The 19,646-nt window shown below is 64.4% G+C and carries 20 protein-coding genes; 13 read left to right on the forward strand and 7 right to left on the reverse strand.

Features of this window, described 5'->3' with window-relative positions; all coding sequences use genetic code 11:
• The first annotated feature begins 102 nt into the window (after nt 1-102).
• The 3 genes from QJT82_RS19040 to QJT82_RS19050 all read left to right on the forward strand — a co-directional run bounded on the left by QJT82_RS19040 (nt 103) and on the right by QJT82_RS19050 (nt 4,235).
• The gene (locus QJT82_RS19040; RefSeq protein ID WP_028341254.1) at nt 103-1,659 is read left to right on the forward strand and encodes a porin; all 1,557 of its coding nucleotides are present in this window, start codon (nt 103-105) and stop codon (nt 1,657-1,659) included.
• Nucleotides 1,660-2,205: 546 nt separating this feature from the next.
• On the forward strand, nt 2,206-2,679 hold the full coding sequence (locus QJT82_RS19045) for a MarR family winged helix-turn-helix transcriptional regulator (protein ID WP_028341253.1): 474 nt from the start codon (nt 2,206-2,208) through the stop codon (nt 2,677-2,679).
• Nucleotides 2,680-3,092: 413 nt separating this feature from the next.
• Nucleotides 3,093-4,235, forward strand: a complete 1,143-nt coding sequence (locus QJT82_RS19050) for a hypothetical protein (protein WP_063607084.1) — start codon at nt 3,093-3,095, stop codon at nt 4,233-4,235.
• Between the two features lie 22 nt (nt 4,236-4,257).
• Here QJT82_RS19050 and QJT82_RS19055 read toward each other — a convergent pair whose 3' ends face one another.
• Both QJT82_RS19055 and QJT82_RS19060 read right to left on the reverse strand, forming a co-directional pair.
• Complete coding sequence (locus QJT82_RS19055; protein ID WP_028341251.1) at nt 4,258-4,662, reverse strand: DUF4864 domain-containing protein; 405 nt, start codon at nt 4,660-4,662, stop codon at nt 4,258-4,260.
• 120 nt (nt 4,663-4,782) lie between these two features.
• A complete protein-coding gene (locus QJT82_RS19060) occupies nt 4,783-5,214 on the reverse strand; it encodes a hypothetical protein (RefSeq protein WP_051447905.1) in 432 nt (143 codons plus the stop codon).
• A 121-nt stretch (nt 5,215-5,335) separates the two neighbouring features.
• Between QJT82_RS19060 and QJT82_RS19065 the strand changes: the two genes are divergently transcribed.
• On the forward strand, nt 5,336-6,106 hold the full coding sequence (locus QJT82_RS19065; protein ID WP_080686767.1) for a helix-turn-helix domain-containing protein: 771 nt from the start codon (nt 5,336-5,338) through the stop codon (nt 6,104-6,106).
• A gap of 301 nt (nt 6,107-6,407) precedes the next feature.
• Here QJT82_RS19065 and QJT82_RS19070 read toward each other — a convergent pair whose 3' ends face one another.
• A complete protein-coding gene (locus QJT82_RS19070; RefSeq protein ID WP_155258532.1) occupies nt 6,408-7,136 on the reverse strand; it encodes a hypothetical protein in 729 nt (242 codons plus the stop codon).
• 67 nt (nt 7,137-7,203) lie between these two features.
• Nucleotides 7,204-7,752, reverse strand: coding sequence for a cupin domain-containing protein (locus QJT82_RS19075; protein ID WP_018273259.1), 549 nt, complete (start codon nt 7,750-7,752; stop codon nt 7,204-7,206).
• A 160-nt stretch (nt 7,753-7,912) separates the two neighbouring features.
• Between QJT82_RS19075 and QJT82_RS19080 the strand changes: the two genes are divergently transcribed.
• The 3 genes from QJT82_RS19080 (at nt 7,913) to QJT82_RS19090 (ending at nt 11,216) form a co-directional block, all read left to right on the forward strand.
• Nucleotides 7,913-9,241: an aspartate aminotransferase family protein gene (locus QJT82_RS19080; protein WP_035631725.1), complete on the forward strand. Its 1,329-nt coding sequence runs from the start codon at nt 7,913-7,915 to the stop codon at nt 9,239-9,241.
• A 106-nt stretch (nt 9,242-9,347) separates the two neighbouring features.
• Nucleotides 9,348-10,613, forward strand: coding sequence for a D-amino acid dehydrogenase (locus tag QJT82_RS19085; RefSeq protein WP_028341248.1), 1,266 nt, complete (start codon nt 9,348-9,350; stop codon nt 10,611-10,613).
• Between the two features lie 156 nt (nt 10,614-10,769).
• On the forward strand, nt 10,770-11,216 hold the full coding sequence (locus QJT82_RS19090) for a GNAT family N-acetyltransferase (RefSeq protein ID WP_028341247.1): 447 nt from the start codon (nt 10,770-10,772) through the stop codon (nt 11,214-11,216).
• Between the two features lie 48 nt (nt 11,217-11,264).
• Here QJT82_RS19090 and QJT82_RS19095 read toward each other — a convergent pair whose 3' ends face one another.
• Both QJT82_RS19095 and QJT82_RS19100 read right to left on the reverse strand, forming a co-directional pair.
• The gene (locus QJT82_RS19095; protein WP_028341246.1) at nt 11,265-14,396 is read right to left on the reverse strand and encodes a multidrug efflux RND transporter permease subunit; all 3,132 of its coding nucleotides are present in this window, start codon (nt 14,394-14,396) and stop codon (nt 11,265-11,267) included.
• 390 nt (nt 14,397-14,786) lie between these two features.
• Complete coding sequence (locus QJT82_RS19100) at nt 14,787-14,990, reverse strand: hypothetical protein (RefSeq protein ID WP_028341245.1); 204 nt, start codon at nt 14,988-14,990, stop codon at nt 14,787-14,789.
• Nucleotides 14,991-15,148: 158 nt separating this feature from the next.
• On the opposite strand from QJT82_RS19100, the gene QJT82_RS19105 reads away from it, so the two are divergent.
• From QJT82_RS19105 to QJT82_RS19120, 4 genes are all read left to right on the forward strand, one after another.
• Nucleotides 15,149-15,490, forward strand: a complete 342-nt coding sequence (locus QJT82_RS19105; protein WP_028341244.1) for a hypothetical protein — start codon at nt 15,149-15,151, stop codon at nt 15,488-15,490.
• Between the two features lie 380 nt (nt 15,491-15,870).
• Entirely contained in the window at nt 15,871-16,314 is a 444-nt protein-coding gene (locus QJT82_RS19110) for a hypothetical protein (protein WP_028341243.1), read from the forward strand.
• 36 nt (nt 16,315-16,350) lie between these two features.
• The gene (locus QJT82_RS19115; RefSeq protein ID WP_028341242.1) at nt 16,351-16,536 is read left to right on the forward strand and encodes a hypothetical protein; all 186 of its coding nucleotides are present in this window, start codon (nt 16,351-16,353) and stop codon (nt 16,534-16,536) included.
• Between the two features lie 52 nt (nt 16,537-16,588).
• Nucleotides 16,589-17,188: a hypothetical protein gene (locus tag QJT82_RS19120; RefSeq protein ID WP_051447904.1), complete on the forward strand. Its 600-nt coding sequence runs from the start codon at nt 16,589-16,591 to the stop codon at nt 17,186-17,188.
• Nucleotides 17,189-17,307: 119 nt separating this feature from the next.
• On the opposite strand, the gene QJT82_RS19125 is transcribed toward QJT82_RS19120, so the two are convergent.
• Nucleotides 17,308-17,940 carry a TetR/AcrR family transcriptional regulator gene (locus QJT82_RS19125; RefSeq protein ID WP_028341241.1) on the reverse strand — a complete coding sequence of 211 codons (633 nt, stop codon included), beginning with the start codon at nt 17,938-17,940 and terminating at the stop codon, nt 17,308-17,310.
• A 164-nt stretch (nt 17,941-18,104) separates the two neighbouring features.
• Here QJT82_RS19125 and QJT82_RS19130 point away from each other — a divergent pair, with 164 nt between their 5' ends.
• Both QJT82_RS19130 and QJT82_RS19135 read left to right on the forward strand, forming a co-directional pair.
• Complete coding sequence (locus QJT82_RS19130) at nt 18,105-18,602, forward strand: (2Fe-2S)-binding protein (RefSeq protein ID WP_028341240.1); 498 nt, start codon at nt 18,105-18,107, stop codon at nt 18,600-18,602.
• Nucleotides 18,599-19,645 carry a xanthine dehydrogenase family protein subunit M gene (locus tag QJT82_RS19135; RefSeq protein ID WP_028341239.1) on the forward strand — a complete coding sequence of 349 codons (1,047 nt, stop codon included), beginning with the start codon at nt 18,599-18,601 and terminating at the stop codon, nt 19,643-19,645. The genes QJT82_RS19130 and QJT82_RS19135 overlap by 4 nt, the downstream gene beginning before the upstream one ends.
• Nucleotide 19,646 lies beyond the last annotated feature (1 nt).

Raw genomic sequence — 19,646 nt, forward strand, 5'->3', positions numbered from 1 at the left:
ATCTCGAAAATGGCTGCGCCGCAGCGGTTTTTGGGAGGGGAAACGTTTGTCGCTTTGCCAGCAGTGCAAGGCATCACTTGAAGGCATCACTTGGAGGATAGCATGAAAATCGTTAAGGGCCTTTTGTTGGGCTCGGTGGCAACTCTCGTCGCGAGCAGTGGAGCCATGGCGGCCGACCTTCCGGTCAGGGCCAAGGCAATCGAGTACGTGAAGGTCTGCTCGCTCTATGGTCCGGGCTTCTACTTCATTCCGGGTACCGACACCTGCATCAAGCTGGGCGGCTATTTGCGTGTCGACGTGCTGGCGAACACCAACTCAGACCACACCGGCAACTACGGTGGCGCGGCCGGCGCACAGAACCGCTTCACCAACGGCTACACCTGGCGCTCGCGTGAAGACCTGAACGTCGACACCCGCACCGCGACCGAGTACGGCGTGGTCCGCACCTTCTTCGATGCGACCTTCAGCTGGACCTCGGACAGCTACGGTGGCGCCGGCAACGGTTCGACGGTCTACTCGCCGATCGGAACGTCCGCTGCCCCCAACAACGCCAGCTCCGGCACAGTCGCGAACGGCACGGTCGGCGTCTATTACGCCTTCATCCAGTTCGCCGGCTTCACCATGGGTAAGGCGGTCTCGCAGTTCTCGGCGCCGTGGGCCAACTATCCGGGCAACAATTTCGACGGTCTCGTCGGCGGCGGCGGCACGATCACTGGCGTGAACCAGTTCACCTACACCGCGCAGTTCGGCAACGGCGTGTCGCTGTCGCTGTCGGCTCAGGATCAGTCGGCCTACACCCAGGCCGGCGTGCAGAATCTCGGCGCGCTCGGTACCGGTGCTCTCGGCATCTACGGCGCGAGCGACTATGCCGGCACGATTGCTCCGGATCTGATCGCGGCTCTCCGCGTCGACCAGGCCTGGGGTCTGTTCCAGGCGTCGTTCGCGGCGCATGACAACCACGCGGCCTACTATGGTGGCACCGAGTTGACCGGTCATCCCGACGACAAATGGGGCTGGGCTGGTGCGCTGGCCTTGTCGATCAAGAACATCCCGACCGGGCCTGGCGACACGATCAACGTCCAGGGCGTCTATACCAACGGCGCAACGCGCTACAACATCCAGGATCTCTCGGGTGCCGGTGCATTCACCTACTTCGGCAACACCAGCGTTCCCGGTGCCTACCAGAGCATCGGCTTCGGCATGGCACCGGACAGCGTGTTCGTCACTGGCGGCCAGCAGCAGCTGATCACGACCTACGGCGTGAGCGGCGCGTATGTCCACAACTGGAATCCGAACTGGAACACCAGCATCTACGGTGCCTGGGCCCAGGTTAACTACAACGGCACCGCCAAGAGCTACATCTGCGGCCCGGGCGGAACGGGTGTGGGCGGATCGTTCGGCACCCTGATCGGCGCCACCTCGAACCTGACCTCGTGCAACCCGGACTACAGCATCGCGCAGATCGGTACGCAGACCCAGTGGACCCCGGTGAAGAACCTGACCTTCTCGGCTGACTTCACCTACACCCATCTGGATCAGAATTACGCCGGCACGATCACCTACCCGGGTAGCGCTGCGATCGGCAAGCCGGCCGCTGTCTACTCTCTCAGCAACCAGGATACCTACATGCTGCTGCTCCGCGCGCAGCGCAATTGGTAAGGCCCGGTTGATCCTGACTTGATCGCTCATCAAAGCCCCGGCGGGAAACTGTCGGGGCTTTAATTTTGAAAGAAGGGTTCGTTGTATGATTTACTAACATTAGTCAATCATGTACAAACCAGCGTCGGTTGCTCTGCCGACCATGATGATGAGGAGATATCAGACATCTTCATGAACTAGCCTCCAAAACCTCCGGCAATGCCCTGCCGGAGGTTTTTTATTGAGCCCGTGCGATCGGCGCATGCTGGCGCGGCGCAAGGCGCGCGGCACCGGCGCACGGCTTCGTGAAGCCCGGGATCGAAAACCGCCGTGCATCGTGATCTGCGGTACAGGCGAAGCGGCGGCGTCAGCTGGACGGAATATGTCACGCCAGTTATATGACTATATCATATAAATGTCGCCCGGTCCGATCAGGAAGCGTCGCTCGGCATGCCGAAGGCAACAGCAAAACCAAGCCGCAACCGTAAACCTTCGACGGGCCATTTTCCGGCGGCGTTCCACGCGACTGCTTCAACCAACCGAATCGCGAAAGCGAGCGAACTGCAGTTGCAGCGTCTCGCGGGCTGCTTGCATTCCCTGTCGTCACGCCACCATCACCTGACCCAGGGCTACGCGGCGCATGCCGGCATCGCCGGCGTTCAGTACACGATCCTGACCACGATCCGCTATCTCGAGACCAAGGGCGACGTCTTCCCCGTCACCGTCGCCGAATACCTCCGCTTGACCAGCGCGGGTGTCACGAAGGCGATCCAGCACCTGACCGAGCTTGGCCTGGTCGAGAAGGCCGGCGATCTGGATGATCGTCGTCGCACCAAATTGACGGTCTCCCAAGCCGGCTGCGCCCTTCTGGACTCGCTCACGCCGATGCAGTCGAAGGTCAACGACGTCTGGCTCGGTTGCATGAACGACAAGGAGTTCTCGATCTTTCTCGATCTCGTCGAGCGATTCATCAGGTCGAGTGATCGCGCGCTGGCGATGCAGGACTACCTGGTTAAGGACAGCGACATCGCGCCCTTCTAGCCGTGCGCTCGCAGTCACGCTGGAGTGACCGATAACGTCGCGGTCCTGGCGATTCCGTGAGGCGGCCGGCGCCGACGGCACGTGCGCGCGAGAGGCGAGCCGGCTGCGTTCAGGTCGTCACCGAGCATCTGCTCGGAAACGATTGCGGCAGCAACAATCGACAACAATCGATCGTCAGACATAAGCACAACGCATTCCTGCGCCGCCGTATCAACGATTGCCGCCGCCGAATTACTTCAATTATATGAACCGGCATTGGAATAGTTTCTTGGGAGAGCTGGGTGATTGGCGTTTGCGATTTCGGCGCCAACGTCACGCGGCTATCGAAGCGGCGCTTCGTCGACGCGAACTGGCGGACTCGTATCGATAACGCGTACCGGCAGCAGAGCCGGGTGCGAACGAGTTGACGAAATATGCATGACCACTGTGGGGTGCGTGGCGCCTCGTCAAGCAGCGTCGAGTTCGATGATCAGGGCTGGCCTGTCTGGCCGGATCGCGAGGATCTGTCGGCGGAGTTCGTCAAAGTGTTGGCCGCCGCACAGGAGGGCGGTTCAACGGTTTCCGAATGTTGGTTGACATTGAGCAAGATCAACCTCGGTTCGGAGAACTCGTGGTCCGGGGAGTGGATCAAGACCGCGCAACTGAACGAGGCGAGAGCCGAGATTTCGTTGCAGAACGGAAACATGATCACCGCTCGTCGCAACTGGCTTCGCGCCACCACTTACTTTCACGCAGCCGCAAGGCCTCCTGGATACGCCAATGACCTGCTGAAATGCGCTGTCGACGGCATGCGTCGCTGCGCGACCAACTTTCTGAACAGCCGGGTTCCGGCGGGCCAGGTGCTGTCGATTCCCTGGACAGACGACCTGTCGCTTCAAGCCTATTATCTGCCGTCGGCTTTTCACGACGATGGGCCCGTGATCGTATGCATTGGCGAGCCGGGTTCCTATAAGGAAGAACTGATCGCCAAATACGCCGGCCATGCGAGCGAGCGCGGCTTCTCGCTGCTCGCCGTGGATTTGTTGGGTACCCAGACGGCGTTGCCACCGGAACGGCTCGAGGGTCGCAAGTTCGAAGCCGCGATGAGCCGCATCCTGGACTTTCTTTCGGAAACGCCCGGCGTAGACAACACGCGGATCGCCATCGTGGCGGACGCGTGGAATTCCTCCCTGGTCGCCCGGGCGGCCGCGAGTGACGCCCGGTTTGCCGCAGCGGTTTGCGACGCCGGCATGTGGGACTCGCACGAAAGGAGTTTCTTTTATCGGCAAGCTGGCGGCAACGAGCAGACTGGATGGCTCGAGGAAGCCAATCCGATTTCACGCAGCATCGATTGTCCGCTCCTCGTCACCGCGGGTGAAGCCGGCTGGCTCCTTCCGGGCACCCTGATTGAATTTGGCGACCAGCTGGGCAGCATTCATCGCGACGCCCGGCTGATATTGTTCCGGCGTGCTGAAACCGCCGCCATGCAGGGGCATATCGATAACCCGACATTGGCCAATGAAGTCATCTTCGACTGGCTTGAAGACAGGCTCCGGCCGAGCAAGGGTCTGGCCTAAGCGGCGGATCCGGTCCCTGCGATCACACCGGCTGGCCGGCCTTGAGCAATGAGCAGCCGGTGATCTTCAGGCTGCCGTCGGCCTGTCGTTCCAGCGTGTAGAGCGCCTCCCATGCCTCGCCATTGGCGTCGACGATATGGACGCGCTGCGCGATCCGGTCGCCGTCGCTGCGCGCCTCGCCGAACTCGAAGCTTCTGTGCCGATAGACCGGCGCGTATTGGTTCTGCACCATCGACATGAAGATGTCGGCTTGCGGAAAGATCTGCCGGATCGCGGGCGCGGCATGCGAATAGGCCGCCGCGGCGTCGTCGCGGCCGAACGCCTGCTCCTGCGCGCGGATCACGGTCTGCGCGGCGCCGACGTCGTCAGCCGCTGCGGGAGCGAGCGAGCCGAGCAGAATAGCGACGAACATCAGGATGATGCGCATGCGGTGGCACCGTCGACAGTCGGACCTTCCAGCCGCCGCAAGGCTACTCCCGCACGACCACGGCGGCAACGGAGCAGGGCGCCTTCGGCGGCTGGCTCCGAACGACCGAGCGGCGCGATGTCAGTTGACGCGCCGACGATGCCGCAGCGCCTCGGCAGTCGGGCATCCGGCGTGCCGCGCATGACGCGTTGCGAATGGCTGCTCGATGGTGACGATCTGGCAACCGTATTGCGCCGAAACCTCGGCGATGACGTTCGACACCGCGTCGTCGATCCGCGAGCCGGGCAGATGCGCGACGATCAGGTCGCCGATGCTGAGCCGCTTGCGGACGCGCAAGTCGTTGTCGATGCGGTAACTGAACAGGGCATGGATCACGCCGCGGCGATCGCGAATCGCGATCAGTCCGGTATCGGGCGAACTGCCGCGGCAGCGCCGGCGCACGAACCGCAGCCACTGATCCGTGGTAATACTGGCGTCATGCATGAACACCAGCGGATAGGCCACGATCGCATGCTGATGGTCGATCGGAAGTGCCTGGAATTGCTCGTTCATCACCGGATTCCCCGATGATAGCGAAACTGCTGGGGAAAGCGCGGCGCAGCATTGATCTGCATCAATGCCGTTGGCGGTTGATCCAGATCAAATCGGGGTTGATAGTGTGAAGCACCTAACCATGCGGACCCTCGAAGCCATGAGCATTGCCGAGCCACTGCAGGATTCGTGTGCCGGCGCGACGCGTTCCGACTGCAGGCACGGCCACGCCACGAATGGCTGCGAGGACTGCAAGGTCAGGCTGTTCAGCGTCTGCGCCGCGCTGGAGCCGGCCGAACTCGAGGAGCTCGACCGGATCAGCCAGGCAAAGCTGGTTCCGGCACGAACGACGCTGTTCGAGCAGAGTGCGCTGGCAGGGAGCGTGTTCAATGTCACCGACGGCGTCGTGCGGCTCTACAAATCATTGCCCGACGGCCGCCGTCAGATCGTGGGTTTCGCGCTGCCGGGCGACTTCCTCGGACTTGCGCTGCAGGACCGCTACGGCGTCACCGCGGAGGCGGTCAACGAGGTCGCGGTTTGCCGTTTCGTGCGATCGGCGTTCCTCGCCTATGTCGACGGCAAGCCGCATCTGCTGCGCCGCCTGCATGAGTTTGCGGGGCACGAGTTGAGCCTGGCGCAGGACCAGATGCTGCTGCTCGGACGGCGCAGTGCCGAGGAAAAGATCGCTGCATTCTTGCTCAACATGCAGGCGCGATACGCCCGGATCGGAAGCGTGTCCGTCACCGTGCCGCTGCCGATGAGCCGGCAGGACATTGCCGACTATCTCGGTCTCACCATCGAGACGGTGAGCCGCACGCTGACCCGCCTTGCGCGCGAGAAGGTGGTGTTGATCGTGCCCGATGGCGTGCGGCTGCTCGACCTCGAACGGCTCAAGCTGAGCGGCGCGAGCTGACGCTCCGGCGTCGGCTTTTGATCCAGCACAAGGCGATACGCGCGCAGGCGCGTTAGGTCTCTGCATCATATGCAGGAGACGACCCATGCCTCTCGACACCATCCTCGTCATGATCGCGGTCACAGCAATGTTCGCCACCATTGCCGCCGTTATTGCGTGGGGCGACCGGCAGACGCGCGATCTGTGAAACTGTCGTGTGATCAGAGCCTTTCCGTTCCGATTCAATCGGAACGGGTCTCTGGATTGTTGTCTTGACGCGTTTTCGTCACGCGAACCGGTATCCACGTCGCCTGAAGACGCTCTATCTGATCGAGCCCTTGAAATTGTCGATGTCCGGCGAGGGCCGGGCGGGAAACAGCCGCGCGGTCGAGGAATTGTCGAGCCGGCGCTTGCATTTCGCTTCGTCGGCGTCCTTGTTCTCGATGCCGCCCTTGTTCGAGTAGCGCTTCTTCGCGAACAAATCGTCCTGCCGGTTGACGATCAGCATGGCGTGATCGCGCTCGAGCGTGTCCGGGTTCTTGCGCTGCTCGTCGGAGCGAAACGTGTCGCCGACGATCTTGCCCGTCATCTCGTAGTCGCAGCCGGCCTTCCAGTCGCCCTGGTCCCACTTCCATCCGGTCGCCTTCACGGCGCCGTTGCTCTCGGTGGTGATCTTGATGATGGCGTTATGGGCGAGCCGGATGCCGGCAAGCCCGCCGCGCTTGTCGTCAAAGCCTTCGAGCAGCGCCAGGCGTTCGCGCTGTAATCCGTCGACGTGGTCGCGGGCATCGACGGTGAAGTGAGCCTGGGAGCTCTGCTTGTTCCAAGCCGGGTGCAGGAATTCCGGATATTGCTGCGCCTGGCTCTTCACCCAGCTGCGCTGGTCGTCGATCAGCGCGCGCCGCGTCGCCTCGTCGAGGTGCGGCTGCAACGCCTTCGCGGTCGGCGCGCTGCTTGATGCGAGCAGGAAATCGTCCATCGCAACGGACGGGCCGGACGCAAGGACCGCGATGGCTGCGACGGCGGCCGCAAGCCGTGGAGAGCAAGGCATCGACGTCACCCGCGCGGCCGCGCCATGCGGCCCCTGCGGCTTGGGTCGCCCGCCGCGCGCGCCGGGTTCAAAATGTCGGCGGCGTGCAGGCCGAGATCACCTCGCACGGCTTGGCGCCGATGCAGCGGAAGCGGTGCGGGCGGCGGCTTTCGAAGTAATAGGCGTCGCCGGCGTTGAGCACCCGCCGCTCGTCGTCGACCGTGACCTCGAGCCGGCCCGAGACCACGATGCCGCCTTCCTCGCCCTCATGCACCAGCGGCACCCGGCCGGTGTCGCTGCCGGGCTCGTAGCGCTCTTTGAGGATCTGCAACGCCCGGCCGAACAGACTGTCGCCGATTTGCAGGTAGGAGATCGGCTTCTTGCCGATCTCGGTCAGCTCGTCGGCGCGATAGAACGCCTTGCGCGGCCGCTCGGGCTCGATCGCGAAGAATTCGGCGAGCCCCATCGGAATCCCGTCGAGGATGCGCTTGAGGGCGCCGACCGACGGGTTCATCTGGTTGGATTCGATCAGCGAAATCGTCGAATTGGTCACGCCGGAGCGCTTGGCGAGCTCGCGCTGCGACAGCTTGTGTCGCGCGCGGATGAATCGAAGCCGACCGCCGATGTCGACGCTCATGACAGTTCCTTTGGCAAATCCCTGTTGCAGGTGTTGCGGATCGAACAAATATTGGCAGAGCCCCTCAACAAGATCAATGGCTTGCGGTGCGGCAGAAAAGGACTTGTTGAGTGCCTGGAAGAGTGGTCCGACTAGCATCAGTCAGCAATGGAGCGCCGCCGTGACCGTTCATCAGATTCCGAACACCATCAAGACCGACTCGTTCTGGATGCCATTCACGGCCAATCGGCAGTTCAAGAAGGCGCCGCGGCTGTTCTCCTCCGCCAAGGGCATGTACTACACCTCGGTCGACGGCCGACAGGTGATCGACGGCTCCGCCGGTCTGTGGTGCGTCAACGCCGGCCACGGCCGCCCGCAGATCGCGGCCGCGGTCGAACGGCAGCTGTCGACCTTGGACTTCGCGCCTTCGTTCAACATGGGCCACCCGCTGGCGTTCGATTTCGCCGAGCGGCTCGCCGAGATCGCCCCGAAGGGGCTGGATCGCGTCTTCTTCACTAATTCGGGCTCTGAATCGGTCGATACCGCGCTGAAGATCGCGCTGGCCTATCACCGCGCCGCCGGCCAGCCGAGCCGCACCCGTTTGATCGGCCGCGAGCGCGGCTATCACGGCGTCGGCTTCGGCGGCATGTCGGTCGGCGGCATGGTCGCCAACCGCCGCCAGTTCGCGACCCATCTGCCCGGCGTCGACCACATCCGTCATACCCATGATCTCGCCCGCAACGCCTTCGCCAAGGATCAGCCGGAGCACGGCGCCGAACTCGCCGACGATGTCGAGCGGATGGTGGCGCTGCATGGCGCCGACACCATCGCGGCCGTGATCGTCGAGCCGGTGCCGGGTTCGACCGCGGTGCTGCCGGCGCCGAAGGGCTATCTGCAGCGGCTGCGCGAGCTCTGCACCAAGCACGGCATCCTCCTGATCTTCGACGAGGTCATCACCGGCTTCGGCCGCCTCGGCACCCCGTTCGCCGCCAACTTCTACGGCGTGACGCCCGACATGATGACGACCGCGAAGGGCATCACCAACGGCACCGTGCCGTGCGGCGCGGTGTTCACCAGCCGCCAGATCCACGACGGGCTGATGGTTGGCCCGGACAACGCCATGGAGCTGTTCCACGGCTACACCTATTCGGCGCATCCGGTGGCCTGCGCGGCGGGTCTTGCCACGCTCGACATCTACAAGGACGAAGCTCTGCTGACCCGCGGCGCCTCGCTCGCCGACTACTGGCGCGATGCCCTGCATTCGCTGAAGGGCTTGCCGAACGTGGTCGACATCCGCAACCAGGGCCTGATGGGTGCGGTCGAAGTCGCGCCGCGCGATGGTGTCGTCGGCGCGCGCGGCTACGACATCATGGTCGATTGCTTCAACCGCGGCCTCTACTTCCGCATGAGCGGCGACTCGCTGGCATTGTCGCCGCCCTTGATCGTCGAGAAGTCGCATATCGACGACATCGTCTCGATCCTCGGCGACTCCATCAAGCGCGTGGCCTGATAATTGCTAGCTATATCTTAGCTGGCTCTACAAATTGCTGTCGCCGTTGCGGAGCAGACTGGTTTCGCAGCGGCGATTGCGTTTTCGCTGCAGGATGTGAGGAAAAGTGAAGGTCCTAGTTCTCGGCAGTGGCGTGATCGGCGTCACCTCTGCCTATTACCTTGCGCGCGCCGGCCACGAGGTGACGGTGATCGACCGTCAGCCGAAGCCCGCGCTGGAAACCTCCTTTGCCAATGCCGGCGAAGTGTCGCCCGGCTACTCATCGCCCTGGGCCGGCCCCGGCGTGCCGGTCAAGGCGGTGAAGTGGCTGTTGATGAAGCACGGCCCGCTGGTGATCCGCCCCAAGCTCGATCCCGTGATGTGGCTCTGGCTCTTGAAGATGCTGCGCAACTGCACCACGGCGCGCTACGCGGTGAACAAGAGCCGGATGATCCCGATCGCGGAATACAGCCGCGACTGCCTGCAGGCGCTGCGCAGCGAGATCGGCATCCGCTATGACGAGCGTGCGCGCGGCACGCTGCAGCTGTTTCGCGAGCAGGCGCAGCTCGATCACACCGGCGACGATATCGCTGTGCTGAAGCAGTACGGCGTGCCGTTCGAGGTGCTGGGCCGCGAGGGCTGCATCGCCGCCGAGCCCGCGCTGGCCGGCGTGAAGGAAAAGTTCGCCGGCGGCCTGCGGCTGCCGCATGACGAGACCGGCGACTGCCACATGTTCACGCAGGCCCTGGCGCTGGAAGCCGAGAAGCTCGGCGTGCGCTTCAAGTTCAATGTCGGCATCGACGGGTTGAATGCGGACACGACCCGGATCACCGGCGTCGCGACCAGCGCCGGGATGATGACGGCGGACGCCTATGTGCTGGCGCTCGGCAGCTATTCGCCGATCCTGCTGCGGCCGCTCGGCATCTCGCTGCCGGTCTATCCGGTGAAGGGCTATTCGATCACCGTGCCGATCAAGGACGCGTCCGGCGCGCCTGAATCGACCGTGATGGACGAGAGCTACAAGGTCGCGATCACCCGGCTCGGCGATCGCATCCGGGTCGGCGGCACCGCCGAGATCTCGGGCTATTCGACCAAACTCTACGCCGCGCGGCGCGCGACGCTGGACCATTCGCTGACCGATCTGTTTCCGCGCGGCGGCGACCTGCCCAAGGCCACCTTCTGGTGCGGGCTGCGCCCGATGACGCCGGACGGCCCGCCGGTGATTGGCGCCACGCGCTTTGCCAATCTCCACCTCAACACCGGCCACGGCACGCTGGGCTGGACGATGGCCTGCGGCTCCGGGCGGGTGCTGGCGGACATGCTTTCGGGGAAGAAGCCCGAGATCGACACCAAGGAGCTGTCGATCAAGCGCTACGACCACCGGTTCGGCTAGAGCGCTTTCGAGCGAAGTTTCGTAGCCCGGATGAGCGCAAGCGATATCCGGGTCTTTGTCCCGCATGTCGCTTTCGCTCATGCGGGCTACGCGGCTTCGGTTCTGATTCAATCAGAACCGAGAATGCTCTAGCGACTTGATCGAAGGAACGCGCCAATGCCGATGCAGCGGATGCCCACCGACTACGAGATATCAGCCGATCCGCACCGCCTGGACGTCGAGGTCATTCACACGTTTCTGGCGGAGGGCAGCTATTGGGCGCGGGGCATTCCGAGATCGACCGTGCAGCGGGCGATCGAGAACTCGATCTGCTTTGGCGTCTATCATGGCGCCGCACAGGTTGGCTTCGCGCGGATCGTCACCGACAGGTCGACCTTCGCATTGCTTGCCGACGTGTTCATCCTCGAGGCGCATCGCGGCAAGGGGCTGTCGAAATGGCTGATGCGTTGCGTTGTCGAGCATGACGACCTGCAGGGCCTGAGGCGCTTCCTGCTCGCGACCTCGGACGCCCATGGACTGTATCGCCAATTCGGGTTCGAGGCGCTCGGCAACCCGTCGCGCTTCATGGAGATCGTCCGGCCGGATATCTACCGCTCGGCTTGACCGCCTCGCCAGGGCGGTTGCGATCGCGGGTTCGAGTCCGCTCCGGGGTTATTCGGCGGCGTTCTTCACGGGCGGTTCGACATCGTTGTCTCGCTTCGTTGCCGTCCAGTTCGACAGCGCATTCGAGAATCGGTCGAGATAGAGATACACGACCGGCGTCGTGAACAACGTGAGCGCCTGGCTCACGATCAGGCCGCCGACCATCGCATAGCCGAGCGGTTGACGGATTTCCGATCCCGTTCCGGTGCCCAGCATCAGCGGGACGCCGCCGAGCAGCGCCGCCATCGTCGTCATCATGATCGGGCGGAAGCGCAGCAGGGCCGCTTTCCGGATCGATTCACACGGCGATAGATGCTCGCCGCGTTCGGCGGCGATCGCGAAGTCGACCATCATGATGCCGTTCTTTTTCACGATCCCTATCAGGAGGATGATGCCGATCAGCGCGATCAGGCTGAAATCGAACCCGAACGCCATCAGGATCGCCAGCGCGCCGACCCCGGCCGATGGCAGCGTGGACAAGATCGTGAGCGGATGGATGTAGCTTTCATAAAGCACGCCGAGGATCAGGTAGACCACGACCAGCGCGGCCAGGATCAGCAGCGGCACCGAGCTCAGTGATTGCTGGAAGGCCTGCGCGGTGCCCTGGAAGCTCGAGCTGAGCGTGGCTGGAGCACCGAGATCGGCGACGGCGTTCTGGATCGCATCGGTGGCCTGGCCGAGCGCCACCCCTTGCGCGAGGTTGAAGCTGATCGTGGTCGCAGGAAACTGCCCCTGGTGCGCGATCGCGAGCGGGCGCACCGGAATCGTGGTCCACTTGCAGAACACGGAGAGCGGCACCTCGTCCCCCGTGGTCGGCGACTTGATGTAGAGCTTGTCGAGCGTGTCGAGCTTGCCCTGCAATTCGGGTAGGATCTCCAGGATGACGTGATAGCTGTTGAGCTGGGTGAAGTATTGGGTCACCTGGCGCTGGCCGAACGCGTCGTACAGCGTGTCGTCGATCAGTTGCGGCTGGATGCCGAAGCGCGACGCGGTGTCGCGATCGATGGTCAGCGTTAGCGTCGTTCCCTCGGTCTGCTGGTCGGTGGCGACGTCGCGCAGTTCCGGCAGCGTCTTCATCCTGGCCAGAATCTTCGGCGCCCATTCGTTCAGCTCGTCGAGCTTTGCATCCTGCAGCGTGTATTCGAACTGCGTCCGTGTCGCGCGGCCGCCCAGCCGGACGTCCTGGGACGCCTGCATGTAGAGACGTGCTCCCTCGACCGCCTCGAGCTTCGGCCGCAGCCGTGCGATGATCTGCTGCGCATTCGCGTCGCGCTCCTCGCGCGGCTTCAGCGTGATGTACATGCGACCCGAATTCAGCGCGGTGCCGCCACCGCCGATGAACTCGGCCATGCTCTCGACCGCGGGATCGGCCCGAACGATCCTGCTGAGTTCTTCCTGATGCCGCTCCATGTCGGCGAAAGAGATGTCCTGGGCCATCTCCGACACGGCGTTCAGGAAGCCGTTGTCCTGTTGCGGGAAGAATCCCTTCGGAATGATCACGAACAGATAGACCGACAGTGCGACCGTCGCGAAGAAGATGCAGAGCGTGGTCCGGCTCCAGCTCAGCGCCCGATCAAGCCCTCGCTCATAGGCATGCAGCATCCTGTCGAATGCCGCCTCGCTCCATTGGTAGAGCCGGCCGTGCCTGATTTCGCCATGCGCGCGCAGGAAGCGCGATGCCATCATCGGCGTCAGCGTCAGCGACACCACCAGGGAGACGAAGATCGCCATCGCCAGGGTCACCGCAAACTCGCGGAACAACCGGCCGATCACGCCACCCATCAGCAGCAGCGGGATCAGCACCGCGACCAATGAAATGCTGATCGACAGGATCGTAAACCCGATCTCGCCGGCGCCCTGCAATGCCGCGGCGAGCGGCCGCGCGCCCTGCTCGACGTATCGCGTGATGTTTTCCAGCATCACGATGGCGTCGTCGACCACGAAGCCGACGGCGATCGTCAGTGCCATCAGCGAAAGGTTGTCGAGCGTGTAGCCGAACACCCACATCAGCGCGCAGGCGCCGAGCAGCGCGAGCGGCACGGTCACGGCGGGAATCACCGTCGCCCAGAAGCTGCGCAGGAACAGGAAGATCACCATGACGACCAGAACGATGGTGATGAGCAGCGTGATCTGCACGTCCTCGACCGCGGCGCGGATGGTCAATGTCCGGTCGCTGATGATCTTGATCTTGATGGCGGGCGGAATCGCGGCAACGAGCCTTGGAAGCTGCTCCTTGATCCTGTCGACCGTTCCGATGACGTTGGCGCCGGGTTGCTTGAAGATGACGAGGAACACGCCGCGTTTGCCGTCCGCCCAGGCGACCCGCTTCATGTCCTCCGGCCCGGCGACGGCCTGGCCGATGTCGCGAATCCGCAACGGGCCGCCGTTGCGATAGGCGATGATCACGTCATTCCAGTCCTTGGCCTCCAGCAGCTGATCGTTGGCGTAGATCGTGTAGGCACGGCTCGTGCCGTCGATGTTGCCCTTCGGACTGTCGACCGTCGTGATCGCGATCTGGCTGCGGATATCTTCCAGCGAGAGCCCCTTGGCGACCAGCTTGGCGGGATCGATCTGCACGCGAATCGACGGCTTCTGCTGCCCGCCGATGAACACCTGGGCGACGCCCGAAATCTGACTGATCTGCTGCCCGAGCTGGGCGTCGACCGCATCGCTCACGGTGATGAGCGGCAGGGTGTCCGAGGTCGCCGACAGCAGCAGGATCGGCGAGTCCGCCGGGTTGACCTTGCGATAGGTCGGCGGCGTCGGCAGGTTCTTGGGCAACTGACCGCCTGCGGCATTGATCGCCGCCTGGATGTCGTTGGCGGCGCCGTCGATGCTGCGGTTCAGATCAAACTGAATGGTGACTGCGGTCGACCCGAGCGAACTCGTCGAGGTCATCTGGGCAATGCCCGGAATCTGCGCGAATTGCCGCTCCAGCGGCTGCGCAACCGAGGAGGCCATGGTTTCGGGGCTGGCGCCGGGCAGGCTTGCGGAGATCTGGATGGTCGGAAAGTCGACTTGCGGCAGCGGCGCGACCGGCAGCAGGGGGTAGGCGACCATTCCGACGAACAGAATGCCGGCCATCAGCAGCGAGGTGCCGATCGGGTAGCGGATAAACCGAGATGAGATGCTCTCGTTCATTTCTGCGATCCAAATGAACGGCAGGCGCATCTTTTCCCGAATGTCGGGAGTCGTCCTCGAAAACTCGAGCGCGAACGCGCGTTTTCCTCGCCATGGCCAATCGGCAGATCGCGGAGTTTGCCTCCGCGTCTACCTGTTTTTTGCCAGCATAATCATTCCGGAGCACGGCGCGCGAATGGAAACGTCGGATCGCGCATTCGACGTTCGTTCAATGGCCGGGATTCGCGTGTCGTTATCGCCGCTTGGGAAGCGTCAAACAGGTCCCTGGCGTGGAATATATCGTGGTGCGACATATTATTGCGCGCCCGGTTGGCTCGACGCCACCAGGTGCGTCATGATCATTCACGCACGGCTTCGGGCTGTTCGGTGCAACTTGCTCGTGCAACGGTCCTAGGCGATGTCGAACTCGTCCTGCATCGCCGTCACGGTGACGCGAAGCTCTCTTTCCTTTGCCTCATCCAGCGCGGTCTCGCGCGTGCCGCCGAGATCCCAGCTTGGCGTATAGCCCTTGAGCCGGATCAGCTTCAGGCCTGTGACACCTGACCGTCTTTCCAGTTCGGCCGTGATCTCGTGCTGCATCTGAAGTGTCTTCATGCGGGGAGCACCTCCCGGACGTTCGTTCTCCGGCCTAACAAGGTCGGCCAGTTCAAGTTCCTCGCGCCGCGCGGAATGCCGCTCCATCCTGCGGCGATGGCTTAGGAACGCCCGCCTTGCGGAGCACGTTGCTCGTCCGAACCAGGAAAGGATTTCACATGAAGAAACTGGCAACGATTGGTCTCGCTGCGGCAATGATGCTGTCGACTTCGTTCGCCTTCGCGCAGGGTGGCGGGGGCGGCGGCGCCGCTGGCGGATCGGCGGGCGGTGCGAGCGCGGGGACGGGCAGTTCGGGTGCGGGAACCGGTACCGGAGGCACCACCGGCATGGGCCAGGGCTCGGGAATGAGCAATCCACCCGGCAGCACGACCGGCAACATGAACAACCCGGGCACCTCGACGCCGAATTACTCGACCGACCCCAACAACAACTCGGCGACAGGGACCGGGACCTCGAACCTGCCCGGCAACAACAGCGGAACGCGGACCAATCCGCGATGATCGCGAAAGCCCCGCCTGGTGCGGGGCTTTTTTGCAGGCCGGAGCCATGAAAAAGCCCGGCACGATGGCCGGGCTGGATCGCGAGTATAAACAGATATGTATGCGCCAGGCTTGGCAATGCGACGATCTAACCGAATGGCAATCTGATCGTCTGTGCACTTTAGCACACTGGTGCGGCCTCCGAGTTCAGCTCACTCGTTGCCACCTACCGCCGCCATCGCATCCGGCCGCGGGCTTATGCGGCTCATATGCCGCGGAGCCTGCGGCGCTCTCGAATTCATATCCCGCCCTGAAGATATTGATCCCGATGCAAGCGCTCCCGCGGACGCCAGGCCGAGGCTCGGCCGGACGCGCGTGAGCGAACGGGAACAGGTGATGTCATGTCTTCGCTTCAGATTGCTACCGGCGACCGGATCATCGAGCCGATGATCGCGCTTGCCGGCTGCACGACGCAACAGCGTATCGTCGTGGCCGGCATGCGGAGCATGGAATTGATGTTCGAACTGCAGCGGCGCGGCTATGCGCGCGCGGCGGCGTCGGGCAATTGCGGCCGCCCGGCCGGTCAGTACGACGTTGCGCTGGTCGATTGGCGGCGGCGTACGCTTCTCGCGCTCGAGCCGGCGCTGGACTGGTTGACGAATGTCCTCAGCGCCCGCGCGGTGCTGGTGGTGTGGGTCGATGCACAGAAGGCCCCGGCCAACCAAAGCCTGCGGGCGTCGCTGGAGCGGCGCGGCTTCGTCGTCGAGCAGGGCATCGTGCATCGATGCGGCTGCGCGCTGTCGGCGCGGCGGTCGCAAGCCCATCCGCTGCAGCTGGCGGCGTGACGCGCTGAACGCGGCTTATCGCGAAGGGAAACCGCCATGTCCAAGGTGCGACGCGCCGTGATCCGCGAATGGATGTTGCTGGCGCGCGAGAAACGGCAATCCAGCGAGCAGGCGGCCGCCTTTGCAAGGGCGGCGCTGCAGCGGCACGACCTGCCGCGCAGCCGGCGAACGCCGCACGCGATCATCATGCGGTGGCTGCGGCCACGCACCGGACGACCTTGAGCGGTGGCCACCGCCGTCGTGGGGCGGGCGGCAATCAACAGCAGAGTGATCGATGCGTGCCCATGAATTTGAGCTGTCCCCGCATGCGCCTTGCGGCGCGGAGGATCTTGTTGCCGAAATCGCGAGGTCAACGTCCGACGCTGCGGCCCGCAGCACCGCGGCGCTCGCGCTGGTGTGTTGCGACATCATTGCGGGCGAGGGACCCACGATGGCCGGCCGGGCGCATTTCTCCCGAACGATCGACGCCGCCGACGCCGCGCTATGCGCGCGCATCCTCTGTGCCGCCGGTCGCGCCGGACATTCGGTCAGTCGCGCCGAAGCCGACGCGCTGTTCGCGATCGATGCGGTCGGAAGCGAACGGGTCGATGACGGACGTTTCGATGACCTGCTTGCCAAGGCGGTGCTGCATCATCTGATGGGCGCCGCCGGCACAACCATTCCCGGCCGCGAGCAGGCGCTGGCCCGCGACAATCCGCTGGATAGCTGGGGATCGGCGATCGTGCTGGCTGCGGAGCCGCGATCCTGGCTCGCCGGTCATCTTGACTGGATGAAGCCGTCATCCCTCGCCGCGCGCACCATCGATGCGGTGTTTCATGTCAATCCGGCAGGACCCCGGCTGCCGCTCGGCATTCTCTTCAACATGGCGGCCTGAACAAGCATAGCCCGTTGAGCCAACGGGTCGCGCGATGGCCCGCCAATGACAGGCTCCGCGATATCCCGGGCAGTCGGTCCCGCATGTCGCTGCGCTCATGCGGACTACGATGGCTACGGTCAGCGCGGCGGCTTTGGGTTGGCTTTCTTCGCAGGCTTTGCCGTTGTGCCGACCGGCTGCACCCGCAGCCCGTCCACGAACACATCCAGCAGCCTGAGCGCGGTGGTCTGCCAGCCGGGCTGGTCGTGCATGTAGCACATGCCGATCAGCGCCCGCAGCACGTCCTCGGCGCTGATGTCGCCGCGGATCGCGCCGGCCGCGACCGCGCGCGCAAGCAGGGTGCCGATCGCCTTGGTCAGGCGGTCGAACGAATAGGCATGCAACTCGGTCGAGCCGTGCGCGACCAGCGCCAGTGCCGCGACCATGCCCTTCTTGGTGGCGACGAATTCCACATTGGCGCGCAGCCAGCGCCGCAGCGCCTCGACCGGCTCGGGCGCGCATTGCAGTTGCTCGGCCAGATCGCCGAGCTGCTCGACCTCGCGGCGATAGACCGCCTCATACAGCGCCTCGCGGGTCGGGAAGTGGCGATACAGCGTGCCGATGCCGACGCCGGCATGGCGCGCCACCGCCTCGAGGCTCGCCTCGCTGCCGCCGGCCGAGAACACGGCCTTGGCCGCTTCCAGCACGCGCTCGCGATTGCGCACGGCATCGGCGCGGGGCTTGCGTGCAATTTCTGGTGATCGAGCGGCCATTAGTTTTTCATCGGCTTTTTCTTTTCACCCTCCCTTGTAAACGGAGGATGCCTCCGTATATGGCGACCAGCACCGGGCCTGACAAGGCGCGCCGATCCTGCATCGGCGGCCACGGGCTTCCGTTGCCTCGATTCAACCCGACCATACACGGATCGGAGCCCCGCATGAATCTCCCACTCAGCCTCACCATCAACGGTGTTCGCCGGGAAATTGCCCTCGACGACCCTCGCGTGACCCTGCTCGACCTGTTGCGCGAGCGCCTCGATCTCACCGGCACCAAGAAGGGATGCGACCGCGGCCAGTGCGGCGCGTGCACCGTCCTGGTCGACGGCCGCCGCATCAATTCCTGCCTCGCGCTCGCCGTCAGCCACGACGGCGCCGAGATCACAACCATCGAAGGCATCGCGCGCGGCGACCAGCTGCATCCGGTGCAGGCCGCCTTCATCGCCCATGACGGCTTCCAGTGCGGCTTCTGCACGCCGGGCCAGATCATGAGCGGCATCGGCCTGATCGAGGAAGGCCAGGCCGGCGGCGATCCTGAGCGCGTGCGCGAATGCATGAGCGGCAATCTGTGCCGCTGCGGGGCCTATCAAGGAATCACCGAGGCCGTGCTCGAGGCGCAGGCCGACATCAACGCGACCAGGCAGAGGCGCTCCGCATGATGAACTTCGACTATGTCAGGCCGGCCTGCGTCGCGGACGCGATCGCGGCGGCATCCGAAAAGGGCGCGAGCTATCTCGCCTCCGGCACCAATCTGCTCGACCTGATGAAGGGCGGGGTCAGCCGGCCGAGCCTTCTCGTCGATGTCACGCGTCTGCCGGGGCTCGACCGCATCGAGCATCTGGCCGACGGCGGGTTGCGGATCGGCGCGCTGGTGCGCAATGCCGATCTCGCGCATGACACCGGGTTCGCGCGCAACTATCCGGCGGTCGCCGAGGCGTTGCTGTCGGGCGCGTCCGCCCAGCTGCGCAATGCCGCGACCGTCGGCGGCAATCTGATGCAGCGGACAAGGTGTGCCTATTTCTACGACGCCGGCAGCGCCTGCAACCGGCGCTGGCCGGGCGCCGGCTGCGACGCGCTGAGGGGCGAGAACCGCCTGCACGCGGTGCTTGGCTGGAGCGAGGGCTGCATCGCGACCCATCCGTCGGATTTCTGCGTGCCGCTGGTCGCGTTCGACGCCGTCGCCGAGATCGAGGGCAAGACCGGCCGGCGCGAGCTGCCGCTCGAGGCGCTGCACCGTCTGCCGGGCGAGACGCCGGAGCGCGAGACCGCGCTGGAGCGCGGCGACCTGATCGTCGCGCTGCGGCTGCCGGCCGAAGCGCAAGGCTTCTCCGGGCATGCCCGCTACATCAAGGTGCGCGAGCGCACGTCCTATGCGTTCGCCGTGGTCTCGGCTGCGGCCGGCTTGCGCATCGAGGATGGAAAAATCCGCGAGGCGCGGCTTGCGCTCGGCGGCGTCGCGGCAAAGCCGTGGCGGGCGCGCGAGGCCGAACAGGTGCTCGCGGGCGCCGCGCCGGATGCGGCTAGCTATCGCGAGGCAGCGCGCGCGGCGCTCGTGGGCGCAAAACCGTCCGGCGACAACGCCTTCAAGATCGAGCTCGCTCAGCGCATCGTCGTGCGCGCGCTCACCCTTGCTGCCGCAGGCACGCCGGATCGCATTCCCGCGCTGCCGGGCTCTCCCTTCTCATCCGTTGCAGGAGCGTAAC

It is taken from the genome of Bradyrhizobium sp. Mp19 (assembly GCF_029952935.1).
Classification (GTDB): domain Bacteria; phylum Pseudomonadota; class Alphaproteobacteria; order Rhizobiales; family Xanthobacteraceae; genus Bradyrhizobium; species Bradyrhizobium elkanii.